This is a genomic window from Peptoanaerobacter stomatis (assembly GCF_000238115.1).
GTDB lineage: Bacteria > Bacillota > Clostridia > Peptostreptococcales > Filifactoraceae > Peptoanaerobacter > Peptoanaerobacter stomatis.
Genome location: NZ_JH414546.1, coordinates 288,053 through 301,664, shown reverse-complemented (window position 1 = coordinate 301,664; position 13,612 = coordinate 288,053). Strand labels below are relative to the sequence as shown.

Annotated in this window: 14 protein-coding genes and 1 pseudogene; all 15 read left to right on the top strand. The window is 32.4% G+C overall.

The annotated features are described in order from the left end of the window. Nucleotides 1-253 precede the first annotated feature (253 nt). Nucleotides 254-535 (top strand): hypothetical protein, encoded by a 282-nt coding sequence (locus HMPREF9629_RS01290; protein ID WP_009524501.1) that lies wholly within the window; start codon nt 254-256, stop codon nt 533-535. A 32-nt stretch (nt 536-567) separates the two neighbouring features. Further along, nucleotides 568-1,275 (top strand): zinc metallopeptidase, encoded by a 708-nt coding sequence (locus tag HMPREF9629_RS01285; RefSeq protein WP_009524500.1) that lies wholly within the window; start codon nt 568-570, stop codon nt 1,273-1,275. 182 nt (nt 1,276-1,457) lie between these two features. Then, nucleotides 1,458-2,759 carry a ComEC/Rec2 family competence protein gene (locus HMPREF9629_RS01280; RefSeq protein WP_009524499.1) on the top strand — a complete coding sequence of 434 codons (1,302 nt, stop codon included), beginning with the start codon at nt 1,458-1,460 and terminating at the stop codon, nt 2,757-2,759. A gap of 48 nt (nt 2,760-2,807) precedes the next feature. Then, complete coding sequence (locus HMPREF9629_RS01275) at nt 2,808-3,875, top strand: GGDEF domain-containing protein (protein WP_009524498.1); 1,068 nt, start codon at nt 2,808-2,810, stop codon at nt 3,873-3,875. Nucleotides 3,876-4,096: 221 nt separating this feature from the next. Continuing rightward, nucleotides 4,097-4,614, top strand: a pseudogene (gene infC / locus HMPREF9629_RS01270) (translation initiation factor IF-3). A 127-nt stretch (nt 4,615-4,741) separates the two neighbouring features. Beyond that, on the top strand, nt 4,742-4,939 hold the full coding sequence (rpmI, locus tag HMPREF9629_RS01265) for a 50S ribosomal protein L35 (protein WP_009524495.1): 198 nt from the start codon (nt 4,742-4,744) through the stop codon (nt 4,937-4,939). Nucleotides 4,940-4,958: 19 nt separating this feature from the next. Next, entirely contained in the window at nt 4,959-5,318 is a 360-nt protein-coding gene (gene rplT, locus HMPREF9629_RS01260; protein WP_009524494.1) for a 50S ribosomal protein L20, read from the top strand. Nucleotides 5,319-5,385: 67 nt separating this feature from the next. After that, nucleotides 5,386-6,726 carry a TrkH family potassium uptake protein gene (locus tag HMPREF9629_RS01255; RefSeq protein ID WP_009524493.1) on the top strand — a complete coding sequence of 447 codons (1,341 nt, stop codon included), beginning with the start codon at nt 5,386-5,388 and terminating at the stop codon, nt 6,724-6,726. A gap of 24 nt (nt 6,727-6,750) precedes the next feature. Further along, entirely contained in the window at nt 6,751-7,407 is a 657-nt protein-coding gene (locus tag HMPREF9629_RS01250; RefSeq protein WP_009524492.1) for a potassium channel family protein, read from the top strand. A 200-nt stretch (nt 7,408-7,607) separates the two neighbouring features. Further along, on the top strand, nt 7,608-8,030 hold the full coding sequence (gene rpsL / locus HMPREF9629_RS01245) for a 30S ribosomal protein S12 (RefSeq protein WP_009524491.1): 423 nt from the start codon (nt 7,608-7,610) through the stop codon (nt 8,028-8,030). Between the two features lie 120 nt (nt 8,031-8,150). Then, entirely contained in the window at nt 8,151-8,621 is a 471-nt protein-coding gene (gene rpsG / locus HMPREF9629_RS01240) for a 30S ribosomal protein S7 (RefSeq protein ID WP_009524490.1), read from the top strand. 35 nt (nt 8,622-8,656) lie between these two features. After that, nucleotides 8,657-10,729: an elongation factor G gene (fusA, locus tag HMPREF9629_RS01235; protein WP_009524489.1), complete on the top strand. Its 2,073-nt coding sequence runs from the start codon at nt 8,657-8,659 to the stop codon at nt 10,727-10,729. Nucleotides 10,730-10,779: 50 nt separating this feature from the next. Next, nucleotides 10,780-11,973, top strand: a complete 1,194-nt coding sequence (gene tuf / locus HMPREF9629_RS01230) for an elongation factor Tu (RefSeq protein WP_009524488.1) — start codon at nt 10,780-10,782, stop codon at nt 11,971-11,973. 250 nt (nt 11,974-12,223) lie between these two features. Next, nucleotides 12,224-13,090, top strand: coding sequence for a 5'-nucleotidase, lipoprotein e(P4) family (locus HMPREF9629_RS01225; RefSeq protein ID WP_009524487.1), 867 nt, complete (start codon nt 12,224-12,226; stop codon nt 13,088-13,090). 250 nt (nt 13,091-13,340) lie between these two features. Further along, nucleotides 13,341-13,612: IS200/IS605 family transposase (gene tnpA, locus HMPREF9629_RS11365; protein WP_009524486.1), on the top strand; the 272-nt coding region annotated here is incomplete at its 3' end.

Here is a 13,612-nt window from a genome sequence, read left to right as displayed (position 1 = left end):
AGATTAACTAAAATTTATTATATTTTTAATTTTAACTTAAGCATTACTGAATATAATTAAAATACTATTTAATACTAAACCTTATTTGATTAATGGATATTATAAAAAATAATAATCAGTTTTTGGATGATTATAAATTAAAAATATCTGTTATTTTGTCAGGTGTCAGCATAAAATCAAGATATGTTCACATTAAAGATTAAATTGGATAATAATATAAAATTCTGTTTTATCAGAAAGTAGGTAATGATTAATGAAAATAAATATAAGAAATGGAGTTTTCAGAAAATCTTTAGGAATATTTTTTATAATTCTCGGAATAATTGGAGGTATGTTGCCTATAATGCCGGGATTTATATTTTTTATGACGGGACTGTCGCTTATATCTCTTGATTTTGAGAGAGATGTAAGAAAGAGTATTAGAAAATATAAATGCCATAAAAATAGGTTTAAATTTTTAAAAGAAGTCATTTTTTCGGCTTTTATAAATATGAGAAAGGGCTTGTTCGGTTTATTTGTGAAAAAACAAGTTTAAAAAATCCGATTATATAGAAAGGAGAAAAAGATATGCCATATTATTACGGTTTCGGATATGATTGGACATTCATACTTATAATTATAGGCGGACTTATATCGATGTTTGCAAGTGGCAGATTAAAGTCTACTTTTTCGAGATACTCCATGATAAGAAGTGCATCAGGTATGACAGGTGCTCAAACTGCAAGAGTTATATTAGATGCAAACGGACTTTCAAATATAAGGGTTGTTCCTATAGCAGGAGAGCTTACAGATCATTATGATCCGAGAAACAAAACTATATCATTATCACAGTCTGTTATGAATTCGACATCTATTGCGGCGGTGAGCGTAGCAGCTCACGAATGTGGACATGCCGTGCAGGATTTGAAAGATTATAAACCTTATCTTTTAAGGGCGGGTATAGTTCCAATTGTAAATATAGGTCAAAATTTAGCTATGCCGATATTTATAGCAGGTATAATATTTGGGAGTTTTAATTTTCTTGTTCCTATAGGTATAGGTTTATTTTCTCTTACGCTTTTATTTCAAATAATAACACTGCCTGTTGAGTTTGACGCATCAAGCAGGGCATTTGACTTGCTTAGAGAATGTAATGTACTCAAAGTTCAGGAAATAGACGGTTCCAAAAAGGTATTAAAAGCCGCGGCGCTAACTTATGTGGCGGGAGTTGCAGCATCTTTGTTATCAGTGCTCAGACTGATTATAATAGCAAACTCAGGGAGAAGAAGAGATTAATATAAACGCTTAAATTAATATATTTCAATATTATTTTTTAGGTTTATAATATAAGTGCAACACTTAATAAAAAAATAATGACTCAGAAAATTGTACAATATATAAGTTTATTTTAACGAGAAGAGAAACTTTGATGTAGTTTACTATTAGAAGATAACAGTATAATTTAACAAGGAGGACTTATGATTAAAAATTTTGAAATCAGAAGGTTCTCTTTTTTTATTTTTATAATCATACTATGTACATCGGCTTTTATAATATATAATAATTCAAAAAACATAAATTATCGAAAAGAATATGTAGAATTTAAAGGAGCAGTTATTGATAAGATAGAAATTCGAAATGCAAAATATTATATATACTCCCAAAATTTTGTTATGGTAAATAATTATATAGCAGATGAGTATAGAGTCGGAGATTTTATATGTGCCGGCGGATACAGACAGGATTTGCTTAGTCTGGGAGATTATGGCTTATATCTTAAAAGTAAAGGCTATGATTATAGGATGTACATAGATTATATTGAAAAAATTGGGCATAAAATATCTGTAGCAAGCATTATGGATGAGATAAGGCAAAATTTAAAAAGCATTATAGATTTTTTGTATAAAGATTATTCGACTATAATAAGAACACTCATAATTGCGGACAGAGAGTTTATTTCAAAAGATGAGATTATGTTGTTTTCGAGAGCCGGAATAAGTCATATAATAAGCATATCGGGATTTCATATAGTGCTTATTGCCGGAATATTTTTCAATATAACATTTTTTCTTTCTAAAAAACAAAGATATATAATATCAGTTTTATTTACGCTTTTTTATGTGATACTTACAGGGGCAAATCCACCGGCTGTAAGGGCTTATATATTTTATATAACATTTATAGCGAGCATATTTTTAGAAGAACGGTATGATATATTTTCTATAGGTTTTTTGTTGTCTGCATTTTATATGATATTAAATCCTTATGTCATATATGATTTCGGATTTTGTCTATCCTTTATGTCGGTGTTTTCGATATCTATGTTCTACAAAATTATCTTTGAACATTTAGAAAAAATTGTGAAAAATAATTTATGCAAATTGATTTTGTCTATGGTATGTGTAACTTTATCAGCGCAGATACTCACAATTCCATATGTGTATTATAATTTTGGGATAGTCAGTCTGATAAGTGTAATCACCAATATCATAAGCGTTCCTCTTATATCATTGGCTTATCCGTTTATGTTGTTATCAATAATTTTTGTCAAAATACCGTTTGTGAGAGATGTTTTTTGTAACGTAGTTAATTTTATAATATATTTATTTTACAAATCAAATGAAATTTTGACATCGATAAATTATTCATATATAAATTTTGATCATAAAAGTCTGTTTTTTGTAATTATAACATATATAATAATATTATTTTTATATACTTTGTACATAAAAATACAGATTTGGGGAAATTATATTTCAATAGACAAGGCAAGAGAATAGTTGTATAATTATATCTATAAATTTTAGCTTTTTGTGTGGAGGAGATGTATGGATAGAAAAGATGCCCAATATCCGAAGAAAGAAATCAGCTATTATTGGATTATATTTATAGGACTTGTGTTGCATATCTTCGCAGAATTTGCTTTTGTATTTGCAAAACAGCCTATATTGAGATACTATAATATTTTCAGTATGCTGTTATTTGTCGTGCTTTTGACAAAAACGAAAAAATACAAGGAAACCACATTATTAATAGGTTTTGCTGAAGTTACAATATATTGTATAATGTCTACAGTCATTATGGGATGGGAACACGGTTTTCAAAATTGGCTTATAGTGGTTGTAGTAATAGCACTTACAGTTCCGTTTTCCAAAAAAAAGAAATTTTATTTTATGGCAATATTTATGGCGTTGACATATCTTGTATTATACTTTGTAGTAGAATTGGAAGGAAATGTAAGCAATCTGAGTTTTTTGGATATTTTTTTAATTTTGGCGAATAGAGTAGGATTATTCACTGTACTCTTCTTTTCCGAAAAAGTGCTCGGCTGGTCAAATATAATTGAAAATTTCTTTTTGCAAAGCGAAGTCAAAAAGATGAAAGAGATAGTTGGAACCGATGAGCTTACAGGTTTGACTAACAGACATAAAATGAATATAATACTTGAAGATATGAATAAGCTAATTGGCAAGGAGGGTAACGTATTTTATATAGCTTTTGCTGATTTGGATGATTTTAAGTATGTAAATGACACATATGGACATGATGTAGGCGATAAAATACTTATACTTATAGCCAATGTGTTGAAACAGGAATTTCGTAATGACGATGTTGTTGCAAGATGGGGCGGAGAGGAATTTTTAATACTTTTAAGAAATGAAAGAGACGATATGGGACAATTAGATTCAAGTAAAGTTATGTCGATATTAAATAGAGTTAGAATAAAAATCGAGAATATGAAAATGAAATACAAGGAGCATAATATCGGAGTTACTATGACGTTTGGAAGTGTAGGCTCAAAAAATTATAAAAGTGTTGCAGATATGATAAACGATGCCGATGAAAAGATGTATGAAGGAAAACGTACAGGAAAAAATAAAGTTGTGGTCTTATAAAATATACTTGACAAGAAGAAAAAAAGTGATATAATAATACGAGTATTAAAAAGAAGAAATATCCGTTTCTCACCTTATGGTAATGCTTATAAGGTTTTGATATGAATGTAGTTTTGACGATTCATTATTACATAGTATTGATTTATCATTAAATCAGCAGTGTGAGCGGATAGTATTCTATCCGTTTTTTTTATTGTAAAAATTACCCTAAATGGAGGTGTATGATTATTAAAGAGCAACAAATAAATGAGCAAATTCGTGATAAAGAAATAAGACTTATCGGTGAAGAGGGAGAACAGCTCGGAATAATGTCAGCGAAGGACGCTCAGAATTTGGCTTCAAGCAAAAATCTTGATTTGGTGAAAATATCACCTAATTCAAATCCACCTGTGTGCAAAATAATGGACTATGGTAAGTATAAATATGAAATTGCCAAAAAAGAAAAAGAGTCCAAGAAAAACAAAAAGTCATATCTATGAAAGAGGTAAGATTAAGACCTGTAATAGAAAAACATGATTTGGAAACTAAAGCCAATATGGCGATGAAGTTTTTGGCAGCCGGAGATAAGGTGAAAGTTGCTGTAAGGTTTAGAGGTAGAGAGCTTGGGCACAAGGAGATGGGAGTTCAGGTCATAGAGAAATTTATGGAAATTATAAAAGACCATGGAACAGCAGGAGAAAATAAACCGCGTCTTGAGGGTAACACTATGGTTTTAATGATAGATCCCGTAAAAAAATAACTATGTTAATTTAAAATTTATATTTTTGGGTTGTATTAAGTATTGCTTAAAAAATTAGATATTCAAATAATATAATCTATTTGATTATTTAATATAAAAAATAAAAATAATTTGGAGGAAAAGAAAAATGCCAAAGATGAAAACTCACAGAGGTGCCGCAAAAAGAATAAAAGTTACCGGCACTGGAAAACTTAAAAGATTTAAAGCGTTCAAATCACATATATTAACTAAAAAATCACAAAAGAGAAAAAGAAACTTCAGAAAAGCTGCCATTGTGTCAAGTGGAGATACAGCAAGAATTTCTCAATTACTACCATATAAATAAAAACTAAGGAGGATTAACAATGGCAAGAGTAAAAAAAGCAGTAAATGCTAAGAAAAAACATAAAAAGATTCTAAAATTAGCTAAAGGATTCAGAGGAGCCAGATCGAAACTTTTCAGAACAGCTAATCAGTTTGTTATGAAAGCACTTGCTTATTCATATATAGGAAGAAAACAAAAGAAGAGAAACTTTAGAGCGCTATGGATAGCAAGAATAAATGCCGGAACAAGACAATACGGTTTGAGTTATTCTAACTTTATGCATGGACTTAAATTGTCAAACATAGATATAAACAGAAAAATGTTGTCAGAAATGGCTATAAAAGATCCAAGCGGATTTGAAGCATTGGTAAAAGTTTCAAAACAAGCATTAGGAAAATAAATTTTTAAGGTTTTCGGTATTTTAAACAGATGTCGGAAACCTTATTGTTTTTTTAGGGGAGAAAAGTATGATGTCCGTGATATATAGAAAACTTTCTCAAAGCCAAATACTTGCAGGAGGCTTTTTGCTCATAGCGGTAATAGGAGGTCTTATACTTAATTTGCCCATATCAAGTGCAAATAACGAATCTGTCGGTCTGTTAAATGCAATGTTCACGTCTATATCGGCAGTTTGTGTAACCGGACTTATTGCAGTAGACACAGGAACATATTGGTCATTGTTCGGTAAAACTGTAATAATAATACTTATTCAGATAGGCGGACTCGGATTTATGACCATAGCTACTATGGGAATCAAATTTATGGGTAAAAAAATTTCTTTTTCTGAAAGACTGGTAATACAAGAATCGCTTAATTCGGGAAAAATATCCGGAGTTATACGATTGAGCAAAAATATCGTTATAATATCTTTTATTATAGAATTGATGGGGATGTTTTTTCTTTCGTTTGTGTTCATCCCTGAAATGGGTATGCTAAAAGGAATTGCATACTCAATATTTCATTCAATATCAGCATTTTGTAATGCAGGGTTTGATATTATGGGAAATTTTTCATCGCTTACAAATTATTATAATAATATAATCGTAAATTTTACAATAATGTTTCTTATAATATTTGGAGGTTTGGGTTTTTCGACTATTTTGGATATAAAAGATAAAAAGAACTTCGACAAATTTGCATTACATACAAAAATCGTTATAATAACCACATTATTGCTCATATTAATACCTTCAATAATATTTTTTCTGATTGAGATGAATAACCCTCAAACAATAGGCGAAATGAAATTATGGGAGAAAGTGCTGGTTTCGTTATTTCAAATAGTAAGTCCACGAACAGCAGGATTTAACACGATAGATATAAATGCTATGAGAGACAGCAGCAAATTTTTGACTATAATATTGATGTTTATAGGAGGCTCTCCGGCATCAACCGCAGGAGGTTTAAAGACCACTACATTTGCTATTATATTAATATCAGTAATATCTCTTATAAAAGAAAGAGAAAATATAGAGGCATTTGGAAGAAGAATATCATATAATGTATTGAACAAGGCGCTTGTAATACTTGTGATAGGATTTTTTCTGGTTTTTACAGGCACGATGATAATATCGCTTACAAATCCTCAGTTTGATTTTTTGACTATATTGTATGAAGTTACATCGGCATATGGAACTGTAGGTCTTACTCTCGGCATAACTACAAAATTGAATGCTGTTGCAAAAATAGTGCTTATGATAATAATGTTTTCGGGAAGAGTAGGCTCGCTTACAGTTTTATATACATTTATAACAGATTTGGGGCAAAAAAAATATATATATCCGAAAGAAGATATAGCGGTAGGATAGTCATATTTGAAAGGAGTATGGATTATGAAGAGTTTTGCAGTTATAGGCTGTGGAAGATTCGGCTCGTCTGTTGCAAAGACATTATACAAACTCGGATATGATGTGCTTGCGATAGATTATAGCGAAGAAGTTACTCAAAGTATAGCTGATTATGTTACAAAAGCTGTTACTGTAAGCAGTTTTGAAGAAAATGTGCTTAGAGAAATAGGGGTAGCTAATTGCGATGTTGTAATAGTGGGAATAGGTTCAGATATAGAAGCGTCAGTTATAACAACTCTCGCAGTAAAAGAATTGGGAGTCGGATATATATTATGTAAAGCAGGAAGTGAAATACAAGAAAAGATACTTTATAAGATAGGAGCAAATAAAGTTATAACGCCGGAAAAAGAAATGGGTATTAAAATAGCTAATAATCTCGTATCGGAAAATATACTCGATAAGATAGATTTAGATCCTAATTATACAATAGTAGAGATAGGAATTCCTGAAATCTGGGTTGGAAAAACCTTGGCACAACTTGAAATCAGAAAGAGATATCTGCTAAATGTAGTTGCAACAAAAAAAGATGATGAGCTTAATATAGTTCCTAATCCAAATGAGATATTAGAAAAAAATACAGCAATATTATTAATAGGGAAAAATGAAGATTTGCAAAAATTTGAAAACAGCTTAAAAAATTGATAAATATAAATAGATAAAATGTTTGCAAAACTTGATAGTTAAGAGGTGTTAATCTTAAAAGTTGTAAAATAAAGTATCAGAAAATAAAAAATATATTGACGCTTGTAATTTGAAGTGATATAATTGTAAGGTATGTAAAATATACATTCAAGCTATGGACATAGCTGTTGGCAAACATTAAAAATAAAGGAGGTGCTATAATGCCAACTATTAGCCAATTAATAAGAAGTGGTAGAGAAAAAGTTGAAAAGAAATCAACTTCTCCGGCACTACAAAAAGGATTTAATTCACTAAGAAAAAAACCTACAGATATATCAGCTCCACAAAAAAGAGGAGTTTGCACATCTGTAAAGACAGTTACACCGAAAAAACCTAACTCAGCGCTTAGAAAAGTTGCCAGAGTAAGACTTACAAACTCTATGGAAGTTTCAGCGTATATTCCGGGTGAAGGACACAATCTTCAAGAGCATAGCGTTGTGCTTATAAGAGGCGGTAGAGTGAAAGACTTACCGGGGGTTAGATACCACATCATAAGAGGTACTCTTGATACAGCAGGAGTAGAAAAAAGAAGACAGGCAAGATCAAAATACGGTACAAAGAAACCTAAAGAAGCTAAGAAGTAGACACCCCGTGTTTACCAAACAGATGTCCACGCTTTTTATAAATAATAGATATAAAAGGCAAGCGGCATAAGTTTCAGTGTCGAGTACCGATGAATTAATTATTATTAAGGAGGGAAGTTAATGCCAAGAAAAGGGAAAATATCAAAAAGAGAAGTCTTACCTGATCCTATTTATTCAAGCAGAGTTGTAACGAAACTTATAAACAAAGTAATGCTTGACGGAAAGAAAGGTACATCTCAAAGAATAGTATACGGAGCATTTGATTTAATAAAAGAAAGAACCGACCAAGATCCTTTAGAGGTTTTTGAAAAAGCCATGAGCAATATAATGCCGGTTCTTGAAGTAAAAGCAAGAAGAGTCGGTGGAGCTAACTACCAAGTACCTATAGAAGTAAGAGCTGACAGAAGGGAAACTCTTGGACTTAGATGGCTTGTAAGATATTCAAGACTAAGAGGCGAAAAAGGAATGACTGAAAAACTTGCTAAAGAAATAATGGATGCAGCAAACAATACAGGTGCATCTGTTAAAAAGAGAGAAGACACTCATAAAATGGCAGAAGCAAACAGAGCATTCGCACATTATCGTTGGTAATTAACTCTAAAGTAGAGATTGGAAGGAGAGAATCAGTGGGTAGAGAATATCCTTTAGAAAGAACCAGAAATATTGGTATAATGGCTCATATAGATGCCGGTAAAACTACAACTACCGAAAGAATACTTTATTATACAGGTATAACTCATAAGCTTGGAGAAACTCATGAGGGTGCGTCTCAAATGGACTGGATGGAGCAGGAAAAAGAAAGAGGTATAACAATTACTTCTGCTGCTACAACAGCTCATTGGAAAGATAATAGAATAAACATAATAGATACTCCGGGACACGTTGACTTCACTGTTGAAGTTGAGCGTTCACTTAGAGTACTTGACGGAGCGGTTGCAGTATTTTGTGCAAAAGGCGGAGTTGAGCCTCAATCAGAAAATGTATGGCGTCAAGCGGACAACTATAAAGTTCCAAGAATAGCATATGTAAACAAGATGGATATTACAGGCGCGGACTTTTATAGAGTTGTAGGAATGATGAAAGACAGACTTGGTTCAAATGCTGTGCCTATGCAAATACCGATAGGAGCCGAAGATTCATTTAAAGGGATGATAGATCTTCTTGAAATGAAAGCTATCATATACAAAGATGATCAAGGCAAAGATATAGAAATAACTGAAATACCGGCTGAATATAAAGAAAAAGCTGAAGAATATAGAGAAAAAATGATAGAATCAATTTCTGAAACTGATGAAGAATTGATGATGAAATACCTTGAAGGTGAAGAAATAACTATAGATGAGTTAAAAGCAGCTCTTAGAAAAGCAGTAATTAACACTACTATAAATCCTGTTTTCTGTGGAACTTCATACAGAAACAAGGGGGTTCAATTACTTTTGGATGCAGTAGTTGACTATATGCCTGCTCCGACAGATATAGAAGCTATAAAAGGAGTTCTTCCAAACGGAGAAGAAGCAGAAAGACATTCATCTGATGAAGAGCCGTTTTCAGCGTTGGCATTTAAAATAATGGCGGATCCGTTTGTAGGTAAATTGGCTTTCTTTAGAGTTTATTCAGGAATATTGAACTCAGGTTCTTATGTTTTGAACTCAACTAAGAACAAAAAAGAAAGAATAGGTCGTATACTGCAAATGCACGCCAATACAAGAAAAGAAATAACAGAAGTTTATGCAGGAGATATAGCTGCGGCTGTAGGTCTTAAAGATACTACAACAGGAGATACGCTTTGTGATCCGTCGGCACCGATAGTGCTTGAATCTATGGAATTCCCTGAGCCGGTTATATCAGTAGCGATAGAGCCTAAATCAAAGGCTGCTCAGGAGAAAATGGGTACAGCACTTGCAAGACTTTCTGAAGAAGATCCTACATTCAGAGTCAGAACTGATGAAGAAACAGGACAAACAATAATCTCAGGTATGGGAGAGTTGCACCTTGAAATAATAGTAGACAGATTGCTGAGAGAATTTAAGGTAGAGGCCAATGTAGGTGCACCTCAAGTTGCTTATAGAGAAACAATCAGAAAAGCTGTTGATATAGAAAACAAATATGCTAAACAATCAGGCGGTAGAGGACAATACGGTCACGTTAAGATAAGAATGACACCTCAAGAACCTGGTAAAGGGTATGAATTTGTAAATGCTATAGTCGGTGGAGCTATTCCAAAGGAATATATAGGACCGGTAGATGCAGGTATACAAGGTGCTATGCAGTCAGGTGTTGTTGCAGGATATCCTGTTGTTGACGTAAAAGTAGAGCTTTATGATGGTTCTTACCACGAAGTCGATTCATCTGAAATGGCATTTAAAGTTGCAGCATCAATGGCATTTAAAGACGGTATGAGAAAAGCTGACCCTGTTATATTGGAGCCTGTATTCAAGGTAGAAGTAATAACACCTGAAGATTATATGGGTGATGTTATGGGTGACCTTAACTCAAGAAGAGGAAGAATAGAAGGTATGGAGGCAAGAGTAGGTGGAGCTCAAGCAATATCTGCATATGTTCCGCTTTCAGAAATGTTCGGATATACAACCGATCTTCGTTCCACAACACAAGGTAGAGCAACACATACAATGATATTTGACCACTATGAAGAAGTACCGGCATCTATAGCAGCTAAGATAACCGAAAAAGGAAAATAATTTTGAAAATATAAAAAATTAAAAATAAAAATTAAAAAAGGAGAATAACAATGGCTAAAGCAAAATTTGAAAGAACAAAACCACACGTTAATATTGGAACAATAGGTCACGTTGACCATGGTAAGACTACATTAACAGCAGCAATAACAAAAACGTTACATGAAAGATACGGTACAGGAGAAGCTGTTGCATTTGACAATATAGATAAAGCTCCTGAAGAAAGAGAAAGAGGAATCACAATATCAACAGCTCACGTTGAATATGAAACTCCAAACAGACACTACGCTCACGTTGACTGCCCGGGACACGCCGACTATGTAAAGAACATGATAACAGGAGCTGCACAAATGGACGGTGCAATACTTGTTTGCTCTGCAGCAGACGGTCCTATGCCTCAAACAAGAGAACATATACTTCTATCAAGACAAGTTGGTGTGCCTAAAATAGTAGTATTCTTGAACAAATGCGATATGGTAGATGACGAAGAATTATTGGAATTGGTTGAAATGGAAGTAAGAGAACTTCTAAATGAATATGAATTCCCTGGAGATGATACTCCAATAGTAAGAGGTTCAGCTCTTAAAGCCTTAGAAGATCCTTCAAGCGAATGGGGAGACAAAATAGTAGAACTATTTGAAAAAATAGACGAATATATAGAAGAACCTGTAAGAGATACAGATAAACCATTCTTAATGCCTGTAGAAGACGTATTTACAATAACAGGTAGAGGAACAGTTGCAACAGGTAAAGTAGAACGTGGAGTACTAAAAGTACAAGACGAAGTAGAAATAGTAGGTCTACAAGACGAATCAAGAAAAGTAGTAGTAACAGGAATAGAAATGTTCAGAAAACTACTTGACCAAGCTCAAGCAGGAGATAACATAGGAGCACTTTTAAGAGGTGTAAACAGAGATGAAATAGAAAGAGGACAAGTTTTAGCAAAACCGGGTACTATTCATCCAAAAAAGAAATTCTCAGGCGAAATATACGTTCTTAAAAAAGATGAAGGTGGTAGACATACTCCATTCTTCAAAGGTTACAGACCTCAATTCTATTTCAGAACAACAGATGTTACAGGAGATATCCAATTACCTGAAGGAGTAGAAATGGTAATGCCTGGAGATAACGTAACAATAACTGTTGAGCTTATAACACCGGTAGCTATGGAAGAAGGAATGAGATTTGCCATAAGAGAAGGTGGAAGAACAGTAGGTTCAGGCGTTGTATCAAAAATATTAGACTAATTACATTATATATTAATTACAATTGATGATTTTTAATAAAATAAAAAGGTATCTATTTTATATAGGTATCTTTTTTTAATGAATATTATATTTTTATGAATTTTTATAAAATCAAGGACATATGTCATAAATTGCGATTATATATTTTATATAAAATCTTGTAATTTTACATAAAAAGTTTTAAAATTAAGTATAAACAGTTTTTATACATAAAACATTATTAAAAATTTCATTTTAAGGAGGTTCTTTTATGAATTTTAAAAAACAAATTTTACCTATGGCACTTGCGTTTACAATGGTTATGCCTATGTACGCAATGGCTGATACAAAAACGGAAGTAAAAAATGAAAAAACTGTTGTAACAAGCGAAAAACCGACAGTAACAAACGAAACTCTAAGCAGAGAAAATCTTATGGGGACTTTGTGGTATCAATCATCAGTAGAGGCAAAAGCATTATATCATCAAGGATATAATGTGGCTAAAACCGTGCTTGACGCAAAAATTAAAGAAAAGAGCGATAAAACTTATGCGATAGCACTTGATATTGATGAAACAGTATTGGATAATTCACCTCAGCAGGCATATTTTGCTTATGCTATGAAGATGTATCCGGAAGGTTGGAAAGAATGGGTAGATGAAGCAAAGGCAGATCCTGTTGCTGGAGCAAAAGAGTTTCTAAATTATGCAAAATCAAAAGGTGTTGAAGTATTTTATATATCAGATAGAAAAACTGATCAATTAAAAGCTACAATAAAAAACCTTGAAGACAAGGGCTTGCCTTGTGCAGATGAAAAACACGTATTACTTAAATCAAAAGATGATAAGAGCAAAGAGGCAAGAAGACAAAAAGTTGCAAAAGAATATAACCTTATAATGCTTTTTGGTGACAATATAGTTGACTTTGAAGAATTTGAAGGGCTTACATTAGAGCAAAGAGATGAAAAGCTTAAAGGTATAGCAGATAAGTTCGGAGAAAAATATATAATATTCCCTAATCCTATGTATGGTAGCTGGGAAAGTGCAGTTTATAATTATGACTTCAAAAAATCACCACAAGAAAAAGAAGATTTGAGATTAAATACATTGAAAGTATTTGATTATCAAAAAAAATGTTGAAAAAGATATGAAAAATAAATAAATTAAAAAGATAAAAAATACCTTAAAACTTATAATTTTAGGGTATTTTTTATAAAATTAATGACTTTAGCCTGTTTCGCCCATTGGAGTTTTTCTCTGAACCGAAAAATGTAAATGGGCGAAACAATTAACCACCCGCTATGCGGGTGCGCGTCGGATGTTATACAAAAATTACCTTTCCGTGTACAATAGAGTTGTTCAGGCTATATTGTAGAAAGGAAAGGTAATTATGGCAAAGAAAGAATATTCACTTGCACATACAAAATGGATGTGCAAATATCATATCGTCTTCACACCAAAGTATAGACGAAAAATAATCTATAATCAATACAAAATAGATATTAGAGATATTATTAAGCAGCTATGCAGCTATAAAGGAGTAGAGATTATAGAAGGGCACTTGATGCCAGATCATATTCATATGTTGGTGAGCATACCGCCTAAGATAAGTATATCATCATTTATGGGGTATTTGAAAGGAAAGAGTGCACTTATGATATT

What these genes read in the sequence shown, in the direction of transcription:
- HMPREF9629_RS01255 (WP_009524493.1), top strand. Translation starts at nt 5,386, where the DNA reads ATGATGTCCGTGATATATAGAAAACTTTCTCAAAGCCAAATACTTGCA.
- rpmI (WP_009524495.1), top strand. Translation starts at nt 4,742, where the DNA reads ATGCCAAAGATGAAAACTCACAGAGGTGCCGCAAAAAGAATAAAAGTT.
- rpsG (WP_009524490.1), top strand. Translation starts at nt 8,151, where the DNA reads ATGCCAAGAAAAGGGAAAATATCAAAAAGAGAAGTCTTACCTGATCCT.
- HMPREF9629_RS01275 (WP_009524498.1), top strand. Translation starts at nt 2,808, where the DNA reads ATGGATAGAAAAGATGCCCAATATCCGAAGAAAGAAATCAGCTATTAT.
- rpsL (WP_009524491.1), top strand. Translation starts at nt 7,608, where the DNA reads ATGCCAACTATTAGCCAATTAATAAGAAGTGGTAGAGAAAAAGTTGAA.
- HMPREF9629_RS01250 (WP_009524492.1), top strand. Translation starts at nt 6,751, where the DNA reads ATGAAGAGTTTTGCAGTTATAGGCTGTGGAAGATTCGGCTCGTCTGTT.
- HMPREF9629_RS01285 (WP_009524500.1), top strand. Translation starts at nt 568, where the DNA reads ATGCCATATTATTACGGTTTCGGATATGATTGGACATTCATACTTATA.
- tuf (WP_009524488.1), top strand. Translation starts at nt 10,780, where the DNA reads ATGGCTAAAGCAAAATTTGAAAGAACAAAACCACACGTTAATATTGGA.
- rplT (WP_009524494.1), top strand. Translation starts at nt 4,959, where the DNA reads ATGGCAAGAGTAAAAAAAGCAGTAAATGCTAAGAAAAAACATAAAAAG.
- HMPREF9629_RS01225 (WP_009524487.1), top strand. Translation starts at nt 12,224, where the DNA reads ATGAATTTTAAAAAACAAATTTTACCTATGGCACTTGCGTTTACAATG.
- HMPREF9629_RS01290 (WP_009524501.1), top strand. Translation starts at nt 254, where the DNA reads ATGAAAATAAATATAAGAAATGGAGTTTTCAGAAAATCTTTAGGAATA.
- HMPREF9629_RS01280 (WP_009524499.1), top strand. Translation starts at nt 1,458, where the DNA reads ATGATTAAAAATTTTGAAATCAGAAGGTTCTCTTTTTTTATTTTTATA.